The 20,750-nt window shown below is 45.5% G+C and carries 20 protein-coding genes, 1 tRNA gene and 1 riboswitch; of the genes, 10 read left to right on the top strand and 11 right to left on the bottom strand.

The features are described from left to right. Positions 1-9 precede the first annotated feature (9 nt). From oppC to moaA, 8 genes are all read right to left on the bottom strand, one after another. Complete coding sequence (oppC, locus tag L9Q40_RS14605) at positions 10-912, bottom strand: oligopeptide ABC transporter permease OppC (protein ID WP_014232525.1); 903 nt, start codon at positions 910-912, stop codon at positions 10-12. 15 nt (positions 913-927) lie between these two features. Next, positions 928-1,848, bottom strand: coding sequence for an oligopeptide ABC transporter permease OppB (gene oppB, locus L9Q40_RS14610; RefSeq protein ID WP_498793715.1), 921 nt, complete (start codon positions 1,846-1,848; stop codon positions 928-930). 129 nt (positions 1,849-1,977) lie between these two features. Beyond that, positions 1,978-3,663, bottom strand: coding sequence for an ABC transporter substrate-binding protein (locus L9Q40_RS14615; protein ID WP_498793716.1), 1,686 nt, complete (start codon positions 3,661-3,663; stop codon positions 1,978-1,980). A gap of 561 nt (positions 3,664-4,224) precedes the next feature. Further along, complete coding sequence (gene moaE / locus L9Q40_RS14620; protein ID WP_020335667.1) at positions 4,225-4,680, bottom strand: molybdopterin synthase catalytic subunit MoaE; 456 nt, start codon at positions 4,678-4,680, stop codon at positions 4,225-4,227. A gap of 1 nt (position 4,681) precedes the next feature. Then, positions 4,682-4,939, bottom strand: coding sequence for a molybdopterin synthase sulfur carrier subunit (gene moaD / locus L9Q40_RS14625; RefSeq protein ID WP_065297101.1), 258 nt, complete (start codon positions 4,937-4,939; stop codon positions 4,682-4,684). Further along, the gene (gene moaC / locus L9Q40_RS14630; protein WP_498793717.1) at positions 4,936-5,415 is read right to left on the bottom strand and encodes a cyclic pyranopterin monophosphate synthase MoaC; all 480 of its coding nucleotides are present in this window, start codon (positions 5,413-5,415) and stop codon (positions 4,936-4,938) included. The genes moaD and moaC overlap by 4 nt, the downstream gene beginning before the upstream one ends. Positions 5,416-5,442: 27 nt before the next feature. After that, a complete protein-coding gene (gene moaB, locus L9Q40_RS14635; protein ID WP_014232531.1) occupies positions 5,443-5,955 on the bottom strand; it encodes a molybdenum cofactor biosynthesis protein B in 513 nt (170 codons plus the stop codon). A 100-nt stretch (positions 5,956-6,055) separates the two neighbouring features. Next, positions 6,056-7,045 carry a GTP 3',8-cyclase MoaA gene (gene moaA, locus L9Q40_RS14640; RefSeq protein WP_014232532.1) on the bottom strand — a complete coding sequence of 330 codons (990 nt, stop codon included), beginning with the start codon at positions 7,043-7,045 and terminating at the stop codon, positions 6,056-6,058. Continuing rightward, a riboswitch (molybdenum cofactor riboswitch) is annotated at positions 7,034-7,171 on the bottom strand. Its footprint overlaps the gene before it by 12 nt. A gap of 180 nt (positions 7,172-7,351) precedes the next feature. Here moaA and L9Q40_RS14645 point away from each other — a divergent pair. After that, on the top strand, positions 7,352-8,248 hold the full coding sequence (locus L9Q40_RS14645) for a YvcK family protein (RefSeq protein WP_014232533.1): 897 nt from the start codon (positions 7,352-7,354) through the stop codon (positions 8,246-8,248). Between the two features lie 77 nt (positions 8,249-8,325). Here L9Q40_RS14645 and luxU read toward each other — a convergent pair whose 3' ends face one another. From luxU to uvrB, 3 genes are all read right to left on the bottom strand, one after another. Further along, positions 8,326-8,670 (bottom strand): quorum-sensing phosphorelay protein LuxU, encoded by a 345-nt coding sequence (gene luxU, locus L9Q40_RS14650; RefSeq protein ID WP_020335671.1) that lies wholly within the window; start codon positions 8,668-8,670, stop codon positions 8,326-8,328. Beyond that, on the bottom strand, positions 8,667-10,073 hold the full coding sequence (gene luxO, locus L9Q40_RS14655; protein WP_014232535.1) for a quorum-sensing sigma-54 dependent transcriptional regulator LuxO: 1,407 nt from the start codon (positions 10,071-10,073) through the stop codon (positions 8,667-8,669). Before luxO ends, luxU begins: the two co-directional genes overlap by 4 nt. Positions 10,074-10,358: 285 nt before the next feature. After that, positions 10,359-12,389: an excinuclease ABC subunit UvrB gene (uvrB, locus tag L9Q40_RS14660; protein WP_498793719.1), complete on the bottom strand. Its 2,031-nt coding sequence runs from the start codon at positions 12,387-12,389 to the stop codon at positions 10,359-10,361. Between the two features lie 569 nt (positions 12,390-12,958). On the opposite strand from uvrB, the gene L9Q40_RS14665 reads away from it, so the two are divergent. From L9Q40_RS14665 to gloA, 9 genes are all read left to right on the top strand, one after another. After that, positions 12,959-13,034 (top strand) — tRNA-Asn (locus tag L9Q40_RS14665). A gap of 339 nt (positions 13,035-13,373) precedes the next feature. After that, positions 13,374-13,952, top strand: coding sequence for an electron transport complex subunit RsxA (rsxA, locus tag L9Q40_RS14670; RefSeq protein WP_014232537.1), 579 nt, complete (start codon positions 13,374-13,376; stop codon positions 13,950-13,952). A gap of 3 nt (positions 13,953-13,955) precedes the next feature. Then, complete coding sequence (gene rsxB, locus L9Q40_RS14675; protein WP_498793721.1) at positions 13,956-14,552, top strand: electron transport complex subunit RsxB; 597 nt, start codon at positions 13,956-13,958, stop codon at positions 14,550-14,552. Between the two features lie 8 nt (positions 14,553-14,560). Continuing rightward, entirely contained in the window at positions 14,561-17,281 is a 2,721-nt protein-coding gene (gene rsxC, locus L9Q40_RS14680) for an electron transport complex subunit RsxC (RefSeq protein ID WP_498793723.1), read from the top strand. Next, entirely contained in the window at positions 17,281-18,327 is a 1,047-nt protein-coding gene (gene rsxD / locus L9Q40_RS14685; RefSeq protein ID WP_329350767.1) for an electron transport complex subunit RsxD, read from the top strand. The genes rsxC and rsxD overlap by 1 nt, the downstream gene beginning before the upstream one ends. Positions 18,328-18,334: 7 nt before the next feature. Next, the gene (gene rsxG, locus L9Q40_RS14690) at positions 18,335-18,970 is read left to right on the top strand and encodes an electron transport complex subunit RsxG (protein ID WP_330471063.1); all 636 of its coding nucleotides are present in this window, start codon (positions 18,335-18,337) and stop codon (positions 18,968-18,970) included. After that, a complete protein-coding gene (locus L9Q40_RS14695; RefSeq protein WP_014232542.1) occupies positions 18,967-19,659 on the top strand; it encodes an electron transport complex subunit E in 693 nt (230 codons plus the stop codon). The genes rsxG and L9Q40_RS14695 overlap by 4 nt, the downstream gene beginning before the upstream one ends. Positions 19,660-19,734: 75 nt before the next feature. Then, entirely contained in the window at positions 19,735-20,376 is a 642-nt protein-coding gene (nth, locus tag L9Q40_RS14700; protein ID WP_014232543.1) for an endonuclease III, read from the top strand. A 32-nt stretch (positions 20,377-20,408) separates the two neighbouring features. After that, positions 20,409-20,750, top strand: a 342-nt coding sequence (gloA, locus tag L9Q40_RS14705; protein ID WP_498793724.1) for a lactoylglutathione lyase, incomplete at its 3' end; no start/stop codon positions are given.

Here is a 20,750-nt window from a genome sequence, read left to right on the forward strand (position 1 = left end):
TATCTGTAATTATCTGTCTTTAGGATCCAGCGCATCGCGCAGACCGTCACCAACGTAGTTGAAGCAGAACAGAGTCACAACCATGAACGCGGCTGGGAATGCCAGCTGCCAGATTGCTACTTCCATTGTCTGTGCACCTTCTTGTAGAAGTGCGCCCCAACTTGTCATTGGTTCCTGAACACCAAGACCAAGGAACGATAGGAATGATTCAGTCAGAATCATGCTAGGGATAAGCAGCGTTGAGTAAACTGCTACGATACCAAGTACGTTCGGTACGATATGGCGAGTAATGATCTTCCAGTTACTTACACCACAAACGTGTGCCGCTTCGATGAACTCTTTACTACGTAGGCTAAGCGTTTGACCACGTACGATACGTGCCATATCCAGCCATGCGATTGCACCGATCGCTACGAAGATAAGAATAATGTTACGGCCGAAGAAGGTTACTAGTACGATAACTAGGAACATAAACGGTACCGCGTATAGGATCTCAAGGATACGCATCATGATACGGTCAACTTTACCGCCAATGAAGCCAGATGCTGCGCCGTAAAGCGTACCAATCAAAACTGCTACGAATGCACCCATAACCCCTACCATTAGGGAGATTCGGCCACCAATCAGCGTACGAACGTACAAGTCGCGACCTAAGCTGTCAGTACCAAACCAGTGGTCAGCGTTAGGTGCAACGTGCATTGCGTACCAATCTGTATCATCAAATGCATAAGGTGCGATCATTGGCAGAACAATCACCGCCAACGTCATTAGAGCCAGGATAAATAAACTCACCATTGCTGCTTTGTTACGCATAAAGCGAATTCGAGCATCCTGCCAAAGACTGCGACCTTCAATCTCTAAACTCTCAGAGAATTTTTCAATCGCTTCTAGGTTTTCTTTTTTCGTTAACATAACCAAACTTCCCTGTTAGTAGCGAATTTTCGGGTCAATCATTGCTAGTAGGATATCGACAATCGCGTTGAATAAGATAAATAGGAAACCAATCAGAATGGTTACACCCATTACTAGCGAGTAGTCACGGTTAAATGCAGCGTTAACGAAAAGCTTACCAATACCTGGTAGACCAAAGATGGTTTCGATAACAACAGAACCGGTAATGATACCTACGAAAGCAGGACCCATGTAAGAAACGACAGGGAGTAGTGCTGGCTTAAGTGCGTGCTTAAGGATGATGTAGCGGTAACTTAGACCTTTCGCGCGTGCGGTACGAATAAAGTTACTGTTTAATGTTTCAATCATTGAGCCACGAGTAATACGTGCGAATGTTGCAACGTAAAGCAATGACATACCAATTACTGGAAGTACAAGGTACTTGAAGCCACCATCATGCCACCCCCCCGCAGGGAAGAGGTTCCAGTGAAGAGAGAATAGGTAGATCAGTGCCGGGGCCAATACGAATGATGGCATGACAACGCCTATCATCGCCGTTGACATAATCGTGTAATCGACCCAGGTATTCTGTTTTAAAGCGGCTATTGTGCCAACCGTCACCCCCATTATCAGGGTGAAAATGAAGGCAATGAAACCGACTTTTGCAGATACAGGTAACGCAACAGAAATCAGTTCATTAACTGAGTAATCCAGGTACTTAAATGACGGTCCAAAGTCACCTTGGATAACGTTAAACAAGTAAGTCGTGTATTGCTCGAATACTGGCTTATCTAGGCCATATTTAGCTTCGATGTTAGCCATAACTTCTGGTGGTAATGGACGTTCTGTCGAGAATGGATTTCCCGGAGCAAAACGCATGAGAAAGAAAGATACGGTGATCAAAACCAACATTGTTGGGATCGCCTCAAATATCCTTTTTGCGATGAATTTAAGCATAAACTCACTCTTTCAGTCTGTGACAGTGTAAATGAAAACCAAATGTCCAAATTTTGGACACAACATAGGCGCTGCATGCGATCTCTCACATGCAGTGCCTAATTTTTTATAATTCTATCTGATTAAGATTTACTCAGTAATGTATAGGTCTTTTGAGTAGATCTTTTCTTCTGCGTTGTTAGCTGGGAAGCCACCAACTTTAGGAGACAGTAGACGTGATTTCACGTACTGGTAGATAGGTGCAATTGGCATATCCTTCGCCATCAACTTCTCAGCTTCCAAGTATAGTGCTTGGCGCTGTTCATCTGATGTAGAAGCAAATGCTTTGTTCATGATCTCGTCGTACTCTTTGCTATCGTAGTGAATACCACCAGTGGTGTTGTTACTCATCATTAGCGTCAGGAATGATGAAGCTTCGTTGTAGTCACCACACCAACCTGCACGAGCCACTTCGAAGTCACCCGCATCTTTAGAAGATAGGTAAGTTTTCCACTCTTGGTTTTCTAGAGTGACATCAAGACCCAGAGTCTTCTTCCACATTGAACCTAGAGCAACCGCAATTTTCTTGTGGTTCTCTGAAGTATTGTAAAGAAGATTAAATTTCAGTGGGTTATCTTTGCCGTAACCAGCTTCTTCTAGAAGACGTGCTGCTTCGGCGTTACGCTCTTCCTGAGTCATCTTACCATAAGCTGGCATTTCAGGATTGAAGCCTGCTGTGATTTCAGGCGTTAGGAAGTAAGCAGGCTTTTGACCTTGAGCTAGGATCGCATCCGTTACGATGTTACGGTCAATTGCGTACGAGATCGCTTTACGAACACGAACATCATCAAACGGTTCTTTCTTAGTGTTGAAGATGTAGTAGTAGGTACATAGGTTACCCGTTACAGAAACTTCTTCTGGATGTTCTTTTTGCAGACGCTTGAAGTGCTCAGTTGGCAGTTCATTGGTAAAGTCGATTTCACCTGCTAGGAAACGGTTCATTTCCGCTACCTGGTTTTCGATAGGTAGGAAAGTAACTTTATCCAAAGTCGTGTGTTCGTTGTCCCAGTATTGCTCGTTACGCTTCAATACTAAACGTTCGTTTACAACCCAGTTATCAACAACATATGCGCCGTTACCTACAAAGTTCTCTGGTTTGGTCCACTGATCACCGAATTTTTCAACAGTCGCTTGGTGAACTGGCTTAACCGTTGTGTGGCCCATCATCATGACGAAGTACGGTACTGCAGTATCAAGCTCAACAACCAACGTCTGGTCGTCAACCGCTTTCACACCTAGCTCGCTTTTATCTTTTTTACCAGCAACGATGTCTTTCGCATTCTTCATCTTGGTGTATTCCATGTACCAAGCGTATGGAGAAGCGGTTGCAGGATCGACTGCACGCTGGAAGCTGTAGACGAAATCGCCGGCCGTAACAGGATCGCCGTTAGACCATTTTGCGTCTTTGCGTAGGTGGAAAGTGAATGTTTTGTTGTCTGCAGTTTCCCAAGATTCAGCAACACCAGGGATGGTATTACCATCTGCATCTTGGTTTACAAGGCCTTCAAGTAGATCGCGAATCACGTGAGATTCAGGAACACCTTGTGATTTGTGTGGGTCGATTGTCGCTACTTCTGTACCGTTACCACGCACTAATTCTTGAACCGCAGCAAGTTTTGGCTCCGAAGAATCAGATTTCGCTTCAGAGGCAGGGGCTGGTGCAGGAGCAGGCTGAGCTGCTTGCTTCTCTTCTGGCTTATCACCACCACAACCAGCAAGAGCTAGAGAAAGACCAGCGCCAATGAATAAAGCGCGCGTGATTTTATTCTTATACATGCGTAAAACTCCAAATTTTTTTGTTAGCATCCATGACCTCTTTGTAGGTTCACAAAAACGGGCTGTGATTTAGATCTTTTTAGCGCCAAAACTAAGCACCAAGAACCTAAAACCATACAAAGACTGCGGCACACATTAGCAATCATTGAAGTTATTTGCCATAAAAATGTAGCAAAAAGACCGATAATCCTGTATCTGTCGCACAAATCCAGCAAAAAAAGCTGATTAAAAACATTTTGCTAGTCCAATGGCTAGCTCAATCTCTCCTCAACAGATTAAAGTTTCGATTAATCTAAATTTAAACCAATTAGCAGCATCATATACTAATCATATGCACAAACTTAACACTTCTGACACAAAGAACTTAGCAAACGTTTGCTTATGTATTGTTTAGAGCGATCCAATATTGTGCAAATTTATGGAGTAATAGAGACGAATAGCTTGCGTTTTATGTGGGCAATAAATGTACAACCTTTATATATAAAAAGGTAAATATAAAAAAAGCTAAGCACCTGTAATGCTTAGCTTTTAACTTTCATTGTGCGAGAAATACTTTCTACTCTACTTTTGCCAACGCTGTGCAGCTTTGTGATCAGTGTCTCTTGATTCAATCCAGCGATTTTCAGTCGTTGTGCGTTCTTTTTTCCAAAATGGTGCTTTCGTTTTTAGATAATCCATAATGAATTCGCACGCTTCAAATGCCGCACCTCGATGAGCGCTAGAAACACCAACAAAAACAATTTGATCACCGATATCCAAATCACCAATACGGTGGATAACACGCACACCAAGTAATGGCCAACGATCTTCAGCTTGATTACAAATGTCGATAAGGCTCTTTTCTGTCATACCAGGATAATGTTCTAGATGCAGACCAACAACGTTATCGCCTAAGTTCATATCGCGCACTTTACCGATAAATGTCACGACGGCACCAGAAGACGTTCCTTCGGATAAACCTTGGTATTCTTGATCGACAGAAAAATCTTCAGCCTGTACAGAAACACGAGGATCCATCTTAACCTCCAGTCACTGGCGGGAAGAATGCCACTTCGTCTCCCGATTTCACTTCAGTATCTAACGGCACAATAGACTGGTTAACTGCTGCAAGTAGCTTTCCGGGCTCGAGAGCCAAGTCCCACTTGCCGTCTTTTTCCGTGCCCTTTTCGACCAAATGAGCACGAACCGCTTCTACCGTTTCAAACTGCCCTTCTAAATCAACACTGTCGATTCCCACCAACTCACGTGTCTGAGCGAAGAAAAGTACTTTAATCATGATTCTGCCTTGAAGTGTCCTGACTTTCCGCCCGTCTTCTCAAGAAGACGAACCTGACCAATGACCATATCTTTTTGCACCGCTTTACACATGTCATAAATAGTCAACGCTGCAACAGAAGCCGCCGTTAGCGCTTCCATCTCTACGCCTGTTTTACCTGCAAGTTTACAAACAGACTCGATACGAACCTTGCTCTCCGATTCAATCGCTTCTAACTGAACTTCAACTTTAGACAGTAAAAGCGGATGACAAAGCGGAATCAGATCCCAGGTTTTTTTCGCGGCTTGAATACCTGCTATACGTGCGGTAGCAAACACATCGCCTTTATGATGTTGACCAGAGACAATCAACTCGAGAGTTTCTGGTGCCATGTGCACAAATGCTTCTGCTCTTGCTTCACGTACTGTTTCCATTTTCGCTGAAACATCGACCATGTTAGCTTCGCCGGATGCATTAATGTGTGTAAATTGGGTCATTGCTTTTCCTTCACTTAGTAGAAAAGGTTATACAGATAGGTGTGGCATAAAGTTACAAGGGCGGTGACTTGCGTCCATCTGCTGCTTGATTATTTTCGTCCAACCAGTGCGGCATGCACCTGTAGACCCTGGCATAGCAAAGATGACGGTATGGTTAGCAAAACCAGCAATTGCACGTGACTGGATAGTCGATGTGCCAATCTCTTCATAAGAAACCATACGGAATAACTCGCCAAAGCCTTCCACTTCTTTATCAAACAGCGGCTTAAGTGCTTCTGGAGTGCTGTCACGAGAAGTAAAACCTGTACCACCGGTGATCATGACCGCTTGTACGTTTTCGTCTGCGATCCATTGAGAAACAATCGCTCGAATCTTATACATATCATCAATGACGATTTGCTTATCAACGACATTGTGACCGGCTTCCTGGGCGTGTTCTACAAGGTAGCGACCTGATGTGTCATTTTCTTCAGTACGAGTGTCAGATACCGTTAGAACGGCAATATTTGCAGGTTGAAATTTGCTTTCAGCGTGACCCATTAGTTCACCTATTCTCTAAAGTTAGCTTGGATTCGTTATATCGATTCAGGAAATATCATCGAGAAAGCCCGCGAGCTTCCTCTATAAAAGTTGTGTGATGTTAGCCGCCAATGGACGCGAGATGAGGCGTCATCCCAGTGTTGCCATCATGCAAAAAGTGACTGACAGACTTAGTCTGCAGCTGAGCTTGAATACGCTCAATTAACTCATTCTCTTGTTCATCACCTTGCAGAAGGTCACGTAAGTCAATGCCATGCTCGCCAAACAAACATAGATGCAGCTTACCCATGGCAGAAACACGAAGCCGGTTACAGCTTTCACAAAAGTCCTTCTCATAAGGCATAATTAGCCCAATTTCACCCTTGTAATCCGGGTGAACAAATACCTGAGCAGGGCCATCATTGTGAGAACGGACTTTCAGTAGCCATCCATTAGCAATGAGCTGATTACGGATCGCAACACCAGAAACGTGATGCTTATTAAACAAGTCATCCATTTCACCCGTCTGCATCAGTTCAATAAAACGCAATTGAATTGGTCTATCTTTGATCCAGTTGAGGAAGGCAGGCAGCTCGTGATGGTTGAGATCTTTCATCAACACCACGTTCACTTTCACTTGTTCATAGCCGACTTCAAACGCACGCTCGATACCATTCATCACTTCGGTGAACTTATTTTCACCCGTGATTTGATGGAACATGCGTGGGTCCAGACTATCCACACTCACATTGATGTGCGTGAGGCCAGCTTCGCGCCAGTCTGCAACCTGTTTGGCCATGCGATAGCCATTTGTCGTTGTCGCGACTTTCTCAATACCAGGTGTCGTTGCGACAGCATGGATGATGTCAGTAAAGTCCTTACGTAAACTTGGCTCACCGCCTGTAATGCGGACTTTTGAAGTACCACAATCTGCAAACGCGGTGACTACCCGCTTAATTTCAGGTAGCGATAAAAAAGACGAGTTTTTTTTGCCCGAAGGTTTATAACCATCAGGCAGGCAATAGGTACATTTGAAATTACAAACGTCAGTTACAGACAGACGTAAGTAATAGAATTTACGATGAAATTTGTCTTCGAATTGTTGCGCCACGGAACACCTTTCCAAACACGGGAGGCGTGGTCATTTCCAACCAAGCCCTTGTGGCAGTATGCCACTGGCTCAGAACACCTATCCTTAATCGAACTTAGTGTTGTGAGCTCGGAGTTATGGCAACCAGAGAAAGTAAAACTCTGATAGCTTTGCTGTGTAAAATACTGAATATTTATAAGGGAATCCAGACTTGAGCACTAAAAAATATCTCAAGTCACACAATTTACCGCTAAGTGAGTACCGTTAGTGCACTCATTACGTTAAATTGTAGCCGTTTTTACGAATTTTATTAGAAGAATGTAACGTATGAGTATCTATACGGATAACAAAGTAGTCGCAGTTGGCGGTGGCCATGGTTTAGGTAGAATGTTAGCAGCACTGAGCGATTTTCGTGGCAACGCGACGGGCATCGTCGCTACCACTGATAATGGCGGCTCCACTGGCCGAATTCGTCATTGTCAGGGTGGTATCGCTTGGGGTGATATGCGCAACTGCATCAACCAGTTGATCACTGAACCATCAATCAGTTCAATGATGTTCGAGTATCGCTTCAAGGGCAGTGGCGAACTTGATGGTCACAATTTGGGAAATTTAATGCTCACCGCTCTGGACAACCTTTCGGTCCGTCCATTGGATGCGATCAATCTTATTCGCAATATGCTTAAAGTCGATGTGAATATTCTACCTATGTCAGAGCACCCATCCGATCTGTCTGCCCTATCTGTCGATGGCAAATGGGTCACCGGAGAAACCAATGTCGACCACATGGAGGCTGACCTTCGCCGTTTAGACCTATCTCCTGAAGTACCCGCAACAAAAGAAGCAGTGGCAGCATTATCAGAGGCTAATGCCATTGTTCTGGGGCCGGGAAGCTTTCTGACCAGCATCATGCCACCACTGTTATTGCCAGAGCTAGGTAAAGCGATCGCCAACAATAAAAACGCCAAAGTCATTTTTGTCGCGAACTTGAGTCCGGAATATGGTCCTGCCGGTCGTATGAGCATGGAGCAAAAATTAGAATGGTGTGAGCGAGCATTGCAAGGCAGAAAAATCGATGTCGTTCTTGCTGAAAAAGCAGAACAAGAAGTGCTCGATAGATGGAATGTGGTCACCGAGTCACTGGCTTCAAGCAATCGCGACTGGCGTCATGATCGTAATAAACTCAAGAAAGCCATCGAAGATCAACTTGTTAGCCAGAGTTAATCTTATCCAGAAACAGTAAAGCCCTTCACTGAATGTGAGGGGCTTTACTTTTAAACTTCACTGTCACTTCTTGTCGGTTATAGGCTCCAGGAGCGGTAAACCTCTTGTGTATCGCGCAGAACGTCGATCATGGTAGTGGCTTCTTCTCCTTCTACCGCCAACTCTCCCGCTTTCGCTTTCTTATCAATAGAGATTGCTAAGTCACACAAACGATCAGCACCAAAACTGGCAGCACTGCTTTTTAACGCATGGCTGATTTCTTTCAAATATACCAGTTGATCGGCGTCATCGAACTGAGATAAGTTTCTAATGTAAGTGTCTATTTCACCTAAAAAAATATCAAGCAACACTGGTACATTGTCGCTGCCAATCTCCATGGACAGATCGTCTATTTTCTTCTGGTTAAGTATATTCATGCTCATACCTTTTGCCGCTCATCCTTGCTGTTCCATGCTTGTAGCTTACGGTAAATCGTCGATGGACTGACATCTAGATACCCTGCCGCTCGAGGAATATTACCGTCACACGCTTCAATTGCGCGTTCAATCGCCGTTTTTTCAGTAATCCACAGTGGCACAATGTCCGAGGCTGTCATCACTTGAGACTCAACTGTGGCGCTTGATGTCTTACGCTCCAAAGGTTGATTCAATGGAGGCGGAAGCATATCCAAAGTAATTTCTTTACCGTGATTTAACACCACGATATTGCGAAGCACGTTTTGTAACTGACGTACGTTACCGGGCCATTCATAGTTATTAAATCGATCTATCACTTCTTGCGAAAAGCGTACAAAGCCTTTCCCCTCTTCATGAGACATATAACCCAATAAAGAATAAGCAATTTCGACAACGTCTTCGCCACGCTCACGCAAAGGTGGAAGATGCAATGGTATTACGTATAAGCGGTAATATAGGTCTTCACGAAAGCGCCCTTCCTGAACCTCTTTCCAAGGGTCACGGTTGGTGGCACACACAAAACGTACATCCACGCTCTTCATTTTTGATGAACCGACTTTCTGGAAGGTACCAGTCTGGATAAATCGCAACAACTTGGTCTGTAAGTCCAAATCCATTTCACACAATTCATCGAGGAAAAGCGTACCGCCATCCGCTAATTCTGCCGCACCTTGACGATCATTCGCCGCACCAGTAAACGCGCCTTTTACGTGACCAAACAACTCACTTTCAATCAGGTCTTTAGGGATCGCTGCACAGTTAATCGCAATAAAAGGTTTGTCACCACGTTTACTTGCGGCATGGATAGCTTCGGCACACACCTCTTTACCCGTACCACTTTCACCAGTAATGAAAATACTCGCCTTACTGCTCGCGGCTGAGTCAATGGTGCGGTAAACCTGCTGCATGGTTTGGCTACTACCGATGAAACCCTGATAATTCTGGTTACCAGGATTATCCGCTTCGTTTTTTAACTTGGTCGCTTTTCGTATTGCGTTGTTCACCGTGACACGTAATCGGTCGGCTTCACACGGTTTAATCAAAAAGTCTTGAGAGCCATGACGCATCGCTTCTACCGCAGTGTCGATAGAGCCGTGTGCAGTCATAAAGATGATAGGAACATCTGGGTGACTTTGTTTAACGGCATGTAAAACATCCATCCCCGTCATATCAGGCAGACGAAGATCAAGCAGAATAAGATCGGGGATACGATGTTTCAGACTTTCGATCGCATCACGCCCGGTACCAACAATGTTGATGTCAATACCTAGTGGCGTCAGGTAAGAGCGATACAACGCCGCAACCGACGCAGTATCCTCGACCATTAGCAGATAACGAGCCTTTGGATCTTTAGTAGTTTGTTGTTGCATAACCTAGCTAGCTTTTTTGTAATCTTTTAAACAATAATCGCATTACGCTTTGCATTATGCAAATAACAATACATAAATCAGGGGCAATTTAGATCAATAAAAACAGAGATCAATAAGTTAAGAATTTGGCATAAATCATGCTCGATTAACTATGACCCCTCGGGTCACCTAGCCAACTGACGTTGTTAGTGAACATTATGTTCGCAAATAAAGCCAATAGAAACGACTGCCTATTGGCTTCTTTTTTTCCTGCAATATCAGGTTAATCAGTGATTAGCGTGAAGATCAGCTATTAGCGATAAACTGAGCACGCAGTTTTTCAATCTCATCACGTTTTTCAGCCGCCAGCTCAAACTCAAGATCTTGAGCATGCTGGTACATCGCTGCTTCCAGTCTGCTGATTTCTTTTTCCAACTGTTGTGGCGACATGACTTCATAAGACTGAGACGGCTCCGCGACTTTCGATAATGGAACCTGTTTACCAGTACGCTGACGTTTGGACTTAGTGATATCACCTAGCTCCATGATGTCTTTGATATTGCGCGTCAATGCCTGCGGTACAATCCCCATTTCTTCATTGTACGCTTGCTGCTTCTCACGACGACGGTTGGTTTCATCCATCGCTTTCTTCATCGACTTGGTGATGGAGTCGGCATACAAAATGGCCTTACCTTCGATGTTTCGAGCAGCACGGCCGATAGTCTGGATCAGTGAGCGTTCCGAGCGCAAGAAGCCTTCTTTATCAGCATCCAATATCGCCACCAGCGACACTTCCGGCATATCCAAACCTTCTCGTAATAAGTTGATACCGACAAGCACGTCAAATTCGCCTAGTCGAAGATCTCGAATAATCTCAACTCGCTCTACGGTATCAATATCGGAGTGAAGATAACGTACGCGAACATCGTGTTCATGCAGGTATTCGGTCAAATCTTCTGCCATGCGTTTGGTCAACGTTGTGACGAGGACTCGTTCATCTTTCACCGCACGAATACGAATCTCGGAAAGCAGATCATCGACCTGCGTCGCGACGGGACGAACTTCCAGTACAGGATCAAGTAATCCCGTAGGGCGAACAACTTGATCAGCAATATCGCCATCGGATTTTTCGAGCTCATAGTTACCCGGTGTCGCTGAAACAAAAATAGTCTGCGGCGCAAGCGACTCAAACTCTTCAAATTTAAGCGGGCGGTTATCCAGTGCTGAAGGTAAACGAAACCCGAATTCCACCAGCGTTTCTTTACGAGAACGGTCACCTTTATACATGGCGCCAATTTGTGGGACGGTTACGTGTGACTCGTCAATAATCAATAAACCATCATGGGGTAGATAATCAAAAAGTGTCGGTGGCGGCTCTCCCTCAGCGCGACCACTGAGGTAACGAGAGTAGTTTTCGATTCCCGAGCAGAATCCAAGCTCATTCATCATCTCGATATCGAACTGTGTACGCTGACTGATACGTTGCTCTTCCAACAGCTTATTATTGTCCAATAACTGCTTTTTGCGTACTTCGAGTTCCACTTTGATATTTTCAATCGCTTCCAGGACACGATCGCGAGGCGTAACGTAATGCGTTTTCGGATAGATGGTATAACGCGGTAAATCGCGCTGTTTAACGACTCCGGTAAGTGGATCAAACACGCTGATGCAGTCGACTTCGTCATCAAACATTTCAACTCGAACTGCATCTTGATCGGATTCAGCAGGAAAGATATCAATCACTTCACCACGAACGCGAAACTGGCCTCGCTCAAAGGCTACATCGTTACGTGAGTATTGCAGCTCAGCCAAGCGACGAAGCATGTCACGTTGGTCGATCACATCGCCACGACGTAAATGCAACATCATTTGCAGATAAGACTCAGGATCACCCAAACCGTAAATGGCAGAGACCGACGCGACGATAATGGCATCTTTACGCTCTAATAACGCTTTGGTCGCGGATAATCGCATCTGTTCAATGTGAGCGTTAACAGATGCGTCTTTTTCGATAAACGTATCGGTGGTTGGCACATAAGCTTCTGGCTGGTAGTAATCGTAGTAAGAAACGAAATACTCAACCGCATTATTCGGGAAAAATGACTTCATCTCTCCATAAAGCTGCGCGGCCAGAGTTTTGTTAGGTGCGAGCAAAATTGCAGGACGTTGCGCTTGAGCGATCACATTCGCTAATGTGAATGTCTTACCTGAACCTGTCACACCTAACAGTGTCTGATGTGCTAAACCCGAGTCTAACCCCTCAAGTAATTGCTTAATTGCATCGGGTTGATCTCCTGATGGCTGATAACTAGAAACCAGCTCATAAACTTTGCTCATACCGTTCCTTAACTCTACTACGGACTAACTGTATATATACACACTATATATACACCTTAGTCAATGAAATCTATGCCTGTCGGAGTATTATCGACCATTACTATTAAATTTGTGCCTTTGTACAACTCGCTATAGCCTTACCTGAGATGCTCTGATATAGTACGTCGCCCTAGTCAATGATTATTCTCAAATATCATTTATCATATTTCCACAACTTTTCCCCAAAAAGCAGTACAAAGTAAGCTTATCCCCTAAAGTCTAATTTTTATCCACTTTGACTATTTCTACTTGATTACCAATAAACCTCTGTATTATCTGCCTAATTAGTGCATAATCCTGCTTACAAATGCAGAAAAATAAACCGTGTTGCATATCAATTAACTTTACTCAGATTTCATCAACATACTTATCCACAAATTTAGTGGATAAGTAACCCTAGCCCTTTACTGGTAAGCCATACAAAAAAGTAAAGAGCCAACCGTGATATTTTTTCAAAAAAATGTATTTTATTCCTGTTGACAGTAGATTTTGGGGTCGGTAAGATTTGCCCCGCTTTCAAGCAAAGCAATTCCCCCTTAGTTCAGTTGGTAGAACGGCGGACTGTTAATCCGTATGTCGCAGGTTCGAGTCCCGCAGGGGGAGCCAAATTCAAGGAAAAGCCGTGTCGTAAGACGCGGCTTTTTCGTTTCCAAACTACGAATGATTTGTTCCAAGTGAATGTCTCAGACCGAAGTTTTGGGCCACTTAGCCACCCGAGTCACTTTCCGACAAAATGCGTCAAAATCTGCATAAGCAACAATCCTCTTCTCCTCTTTTGTCTTACAAATCATTCACCAAATCTCTTATTTCGATAAAAATTCATCTATCTGAATCACATAGACGGCTATTTTTCCACCGTGTATATAAAACCACATCGTTCACTGGTTGTTATTGGTGTCACAAAACACGATAATATTGGGATCGGATTTTAAGAACGTAAAAACTATGACCGAATATGTTTTGTTGTTAGTCGGCACTGTGCTGGTAAACAACTTTGTACTGGTAAAATTTTTGGGCCTCTGTCCGTTTATGGGCGTGTCCAAAAAACTGGAAACAGCAATAGGTATGGGCTTAGCAACCACTTTCGTGCTAACGCTCGCGTCGGTGTGTTCATATTTAGTAGAAAGCTACATCCTTCGCCCATTAGGTATCGAATATCTAAGAACCATGAGTTTCATCTTGGTTATCGCTGTTGTGGTTCAGTTCACAGAGATGGTTGTGCACAAAACCAGCCCGACACTCTATCGCCTACTCGGCATCTTCTTACCGCTCATTACCACTAACTGTGCGGTACTTGGTGTTGCGCTGCTCAATATCAATGAGAACCATAACTTCATCGAATCTATCATTTATGGCTTTGGTGCAGCAGTCGGTTTTTCTATGGTATTAATTCTATTTGCCTCTATGCGTGAGCGAATTGCTGCCGCAGATGTACCGCTTCCTTTTAAAGGGGCCTCTATCGCTATGATCACTGCTGGTTTGATGTCGCTTGCCTTTATGGGCTTTACTGGTTTGGTGAAGTAAACGATGAGTACGATTCTAATTGCGATCATCGCACTCGCTGTGCTTGCTGCGATTTTCGGAGCCATCCTCGGATTTGCTTCCATTCGCTTCAAAGTTGAGGCGGACCCTATCGTCGATCAGATCGATGCTATTTTGCCTCAAACCCAGTGTGGCCAATGTGGCTATCCAGGCTGTCGCCCATATGCAGAGGCGATTGCTAATGGTGACCATATCAACAAATGTCCTCCTGGCGGTCAGGCAACAATAGAAAAGCTAGCTGATCTCATGGGCATAGAGCCAGAAGAGTCGGCACACGATCTTGATAATAAAGTTCCTACGGTCGCGTTCATTCATGAAGACATGTGCATTGGCTGTACCAAATGCATTCAGGCTTGTCCTGTCGATGCCATTGTTGGTGGCACCAAGGCCCTTCATACCGTTATCAAAGAAGAATGTACTGGTTGTGACTTGTGCGTAGCACCATGTCCGACTGACTGTATTGAAATGATTCCTGTGGCAACCACCACAGACAGCTGGAAGTGGAAACTTAATACCATTCCAGTTGTGGATATTACGGATGCTGCCAAAGATGCAGCGAACGTGAAAGATTCAATTAATTAAGGTTTCGTATGTTGTCTTTGATTGAACAAATTCGTACTGGGTCGCTTTGGGATTTCCCAGGCGGTGTGCATCCGGCAGAAAATAAAAAACAATCCAATAAAGCAGAATTACTACGCGCAGCAATTCCGGCAGAGATCGTTCTGCCATTGAAACAGCATATTGGTAAAGCAGGTAACCTACTTGTTGCCGCAGGTGACAATGTACTAAAAGGCCAGCCTTTAACACAATCCGAAACCGGTTTTACGGTACCTGTTCATGCGCCAACATCAGGTAAAATCACCGCGATCGAACCTAGAACGGTCGCTCACCCATCAGGGCTAAGTGAACTGTGCGCGGTTATCGCGCCTGACGGTAAAGATACGTGGTGTAAGAAAACCCCTGTTGTCGATTACACACAAGAATCTGCAGATGCGCTAATCGACGTTATCCGTCTTGCGGGTATTTCGGGTATGGGTGGCGCAGGTTTCCCAACCGCGAAGAAAATTCAATCTGGTGTTGCTCGAACGGAAATCCTGATTGTCAACGCAGCGGAATGTGAGCCATATATTACAGCCGACGACAAACTTATTCAGGAACATGCCGATGAACTGATTCAGGGCATTGAGATTGTCGAACATATCCTAAAACCAAAACTGACGATCATTGGTATCGAAGATAACAAGCCAGATGCGATCAAAGCATTGGAGAATGCAGCTTTAAACAAAGACATTGTTATCCGCGTCATTCCAACGAAATACCCTTCAGGTGGCGAAAAGCAACTGATCAAAATTCTGACCAACAAAGAAGTACCGAGCGGTGCGATCCCTGCTGATATCGGCATTCTGGTTCAAAACGTAGGTTCTTTGTATTCAATCAAACGTGCCGTCATTGATGGCGAGCCAATGATTGAACGCGTTGTCACTCTGACAGGTAAAACTTTTAAGACGCCACGCAACGTATGGGCTCTTTTGGGAACACCTGTTCAAGCGTTGCTAGATGAGTTTGGCTACAAGGCCGATAAAAAGCTCCAACGTTTGATCATGGGCGGCCCAATGATGGGATTCACACTGCCCCACTCCCATGTTCCGATTACCAAGACGGCCAACTGTATTCTTGCGCCAACTCGCTTTGAGATCTCAGCCAGTCAATACGAAATGGAATGTATCCGCTGTGGTCAATGTGCTGAAGCCTGCCCGGCGTCACTGCTTCCTCAGCAACTACTTTGGCATTCCAAAGCAGAAGAATATGAAAAGCTTGAAGAGTTAAACCTCAAAGACTGTATTGAGTGTGGTGCGTGTGCATTTGTTTGCCCAAGTGAAATTCCACTGGTGCAATACTATCGCCAGGCAAAAGCCGAAATTCGCACCCGAGCGCAAGAAGCAGAAGCGGCTGAGCGAGCAAAACAGCGCTTTGAAGAGAAAAAAGCGCGTATGGAGCGCGAAAAAGAAGAGCGAGAAAACCGCTTCAAGAAAGCTGCTGATGAACGTCGCAAAGACATGAAGTCTAAAGGTGGCGATGATGCGATAGCCGCTGCGATTGCGCGTGTGAAAGCTCAAAAAGCTAATGCAGAAGAGAAAGCAGAACCTGCCGTGAAACCAGCGGTTGCTGCTGCGATAGCGAAAGCAAAAGCCAAACAAGCCGCTGCCGCGGAAGCAGGCGCTGCAGAACCGGATAACACCGAGATGGCCAAGCTGCGTGAAGAGCGCAAGCGCCTGGCTAGAGAACGCAAAGCAGAAAAAGAGCAAAGTGAAGGTTCAGCCGATACTGATGATAAAAAGTCAGCCGTGGCCGCTGCTATTGCTCGCGCCAAAGCTAAAAAGGCACAGCAAGAAGACACCACCACGTCTGCTGAACCGGAAGATAAAAAAGCAGCGGTTGCTGCGGCTATAGCTCGTGCGAAAGCACGCAAGGCAGGACAAGAAGCAGAAGCAAAACCTGCTGAAAATGAAGCGCCGGCTGAGCAAACAGACGATCCGAAAAAAGCAGCAGTCGCGGCGGCCATTGCTCGTGCGAAAGCACGCAAGGCAGGACAAGAAGCGGAAGCTAAACCTGCTGAAGAAAAGGCTCCGGCTGAACAAGCGGAAGATCCAAAGAAAGCCGCTGTCGCGGCGGCTATTGCACGTGCCAAAGCTCGTAAAGCTCAGCAAGAAACAGAAGTAAAACCTGCTGAAGATGAAGCGTCGGCTGAACAAACCGACGATCCGAAGAAAGCCGCTGTCGCTGCGGCTATTGCACGTGCCAAAGCTCGTAAAGCTCAGCAAGATTCAGAAGCAAAACCTGCTGAAGATGAAGCGCCGGCTGAACAAGCGGAAGATCCAAAGAAAGCCGCTGTCGCGGCGGCTATTGCACGTGCCAAAGCTCGTAAAGCTCAGCAAGAAACAGAAGTAAAACCTGCTGAAGATGAAGCGCCGGCTGAACAAACCGACGATCCGAAGAAAGCCGCTGTCGCCGCTGCCATTGCTCGTGCGAAAGCGCGTAAATCTCAGCAAGAATCAGAAGCAAAACCTGCTGAAGATGAAGCGCCAGCTGAACAAACTGAAGACCCGAAGAAAGCCGCTGTCGCTGCTGCCATTGCTCGTGCGAAAGCACGCAAAGCTCAGCAGGAAGCAGAATCAAAACCAGCTGAAGAAGCCCCGGCTGAGCAAATTGAAGACCCGAAGAAAGCCGCTGTCGCTGCTGCCATTGCTCGCGCGAAAGCACGTAAAGCTCAGCAAGAAGCAGATAAAAATAATACCGAGGAGAACGAGTAATGTCGTTTTTTATAGCCAGCTCACCGCATACCCACAGTCGTCGTAGCACGCCTGATTTAATGAAATGGGTGGCACTGTGTGCGATCCCTGGTTTAGCGGCTCAAACTTACTTTTTTGGCTGGGGTACACTGATCCAGCTTATTTTTGCCATTGCTGTTGCGATATCTCTGGAAGCATTAGTGATGGTCGCCCGCAAGCGATCTCCAATGCGAGCACTTCGAGATAACAGTGCCATCGTTACCGCTTGGCTGCTGGCTGTTGCCATTCCGCCTTGGTCTCCTTGGTGGCTAACTGTGATCGGCTTAGTGTTTGCGATTGTTATAGCCAAACATCTCTATGGTGGCCTTGGGCAAAATCTATTTAACCCAGCGATGGTGGCTTATGTTGTGCTGCTTATCTCCTTCCCGGTTCAAATGACGAGCTGGAGCGTGCCGACATCTCTGATTCCGGATCACGTGAATTTTGCCGACGTCCTGTCACTGATTTTTACTGGGTTTGATGGTGATGGCCTATCACTTCAGCAAGTTCGTGCAGGCGTAGATGGCGTGACAATGGCAACACCACTCGATGCTTTTAAAACAGGGCTGCATACTGGCGCAACACCAGGTGAAATCCTGTCACAGCCGATTTTTTCTGGTTTAGCGGGTGTTGGTTGGCAATGGGTCAATATTGCTTACTTTATTGGTGGCCTGGTGATGATCAAAAAGCGTCTCATCCAGTGGTACATTCCGGTGGGCTTCTTAGCGAGTCTGACCTTGTTTAGTCTGGTATTCTCGCTGATCACTCCGGGAGAAACGGCGTCCCCGATATTCCACTTGCTATCGGGCGCGACCATGCTGGGTGCTTTCTTTATCGCTACGGATCCAGTCTCAGCTTCAACTACGGTAAAAGGTCGCCTAATTTTTGGCGCTCTAATTGGTGCACTCGTCTTTATCATTCGCAGTTGGGGTGGATTCCCTGATGGCGTTGCATTCGCCGTTCTGCTAGCCAATATGTGCGTGCCACTGATTGACTACTACACCAAACCTAGAACTTACGGGCACTGAGGTAAACATGTTAACCGCAATTAGAAAAAATGGTCTGACACTCGCTATCTTTGCTTGTGCCACAACAGGTCTGGTGGCATTGACTCAGTACTTAACCGAAGATCAAATCAAACAACAAGAACGCAAACAGTTGTTGTCGGTGCTTAATCAGGTCATTCCTGAGACCATGCATGACAACGCGTTAACGCAGGCGTGCACTATGGTCAGCTCACCAGAGCTTGGAACCTTACATGCAATGCCGGCTTATATTGCGACTAAAAATGGCGAACCAACCGCAATTGCAATTGAGTCCATCGCCCCAGACGGTTACAACGGTGAGATCAAAGTCATTACTGGCATTGATAACCAAGGGAAAATTCTGGGAACTCGCGTCCTTAGCCAAAAAGAAACACCGGGGTTAGGCGATAAAATCGACCTTCGTGTATCAGATTGGATCCTGAGTTTCACCGGAAAAGAGGTTACAGAAGCAAACTGGAACTCTTGGCGAGTTCGTAAAGACGGCGGTGATTTTGATCAATTTACTGGCGCGACAATTACGCCAAGAGCAGTGGTCAAAGTGGTGAGAAACACCGTAAACTATGTCAATAACACCCGTGATGAGATTCTTAGTCAGCCCCTAGACTGCGCAGGAGGCAACCAATGAGTGAAAACAAACTGCTGATGAAAAACGGCATGTGGAGCAACAACCCGGCATTAGTTCAATTGCTTGGTCTTTGTCCTCTGCTGGCTGTGTCATCTACGATCACAAACGCACTTGGCCTTGGCATTGCTACGCTATTGGTGCTGGTCGGCTCAAACGTGACGGTCTCTCTTATCCGTAACTACGTGCCAAAAGAGGTCCGTATTCCGGTCTTCGTCATGATAATTGCTTCACTGGTTACCTGTGTACAGCTGTTAATGAATGCTTACGCATACGGTTTGTATCTTTCACTCGGTATCTTTATCCCGCTGATCGTAACCAACTGTATTATTATCGGCCGCGCAGAAGCCTATGCGTCTAAAAACGATGTACTGCCTTCAGCGTTAGACGGTTTATGGATGGGTCTGGGCATGACCAGTGTACTAGTTGTACTAGGTGCAATGCGTGAGCTCATTGGTAACGGCACGTTATTCGACGGTGCAGATTTACTACTAGGCGATTGGGCAGCGTCACTTAGAATTGAAGTGTTCCACTTTGATAGCAGCTTCCTTCTGGCTCTGCTACCACCAGGCGCTTTCATTGGTGTTGGCTTGCTGATCGCTTTAAAAAATATTATCGATAACTCGATTCAGGCACGACAACCAAAAGAAGAAAAACCGACCATTGAACGTGCCCGCGTCACCAACGCTTAGTACGCAGAATAAAAAATTAGGCTCTACCATTCGTAGGGCCTTTTTAATCCGCCAAGACGGTACTGGAAATCCGCAATGAACAAAGTCAAAAGAATTGAAATTTTAGAACGATTAAGGGAAAACAACCCAAACCCTCAGACCGAGCTAAACTGGAACTCTCCCTTTGAACTGCTTATCGCTGTATTGCTCTCAGCACAAGCGACGGATGTGAGCGTAAACAAAGCCACTGACAAGCTCTTCCCTGTAGCAAATACGCCACAGAGCATGTTTGATTTGGGTGTCGATGGCTTAAAAGAGTACATCAAGACCATTGGCCTGTTTAATTCGAAAGCAGAAAACACCATTAAAACCTGTAAGATCTTGCTGGAAAAGCACAATGGTGAAGTTCCGGAAGATCGTGCAGCACTTGAGGCTCTGCCGGGCGTAGGAAGAAAAACGGCAAACGTTGTGCTCAACACCGCTTTTGGCTGGCCCACCATTGCCGTCGATACGCATATTTATCGTGTCTCTAATCGCACGAAATTTGCGATGGGCAAAACGGTCGATGATGTCGAGCACAAACTATTAAAAGTGGTACCTAAAGAGTTTAAACTCGATGTTCACCACTGGCTCATTCTTCATGGACGCTATACTTGTTTGGCGAGAAAGCCACGCTGCGGTAGCTGCATCATTGAAGATTTGTGCGAATATAAAGAGAAAGTATATCCAGATAGTTAATGCTATTTGAAAATGAAAGCTAGGAGTTAAAAATGTCAAACGGTCGAATTCTACACACTATGCTACGCGTTGGTGATCTAGACAAATCAATCCAATTTTACACTGACGTTATGGGTATGAAGCTGCTTCGTACCAATGAAAACAAAGAGTACGAGTACACACTTGCCTTCCTAGGCTTCGGCGATGAGTCAGAAGGTGCGGTTATTGAGCTGACTTACAACTGGGGTACAACCGAGTATGACCTGGGCAATGCTTATGGTCATATCGCAATCGGCGTAGATGACATCTACACGACTTGTGACGCTATTAAAGCGGTTGGCGGTAATGTAACGCGTGAACCAGGTCCGGTTAAAGGTGGTACGACTCACATCGCT

It is taken from the genome of Allocatenococcus thiocycli (assembly GCF_921292965.1).
Lineage (GTDB): Bacteria > Pseudomonadota > Gammaproteobacteria > Enterobacterales > Vibrionaceae > Vibrio > Vibrio natriegens.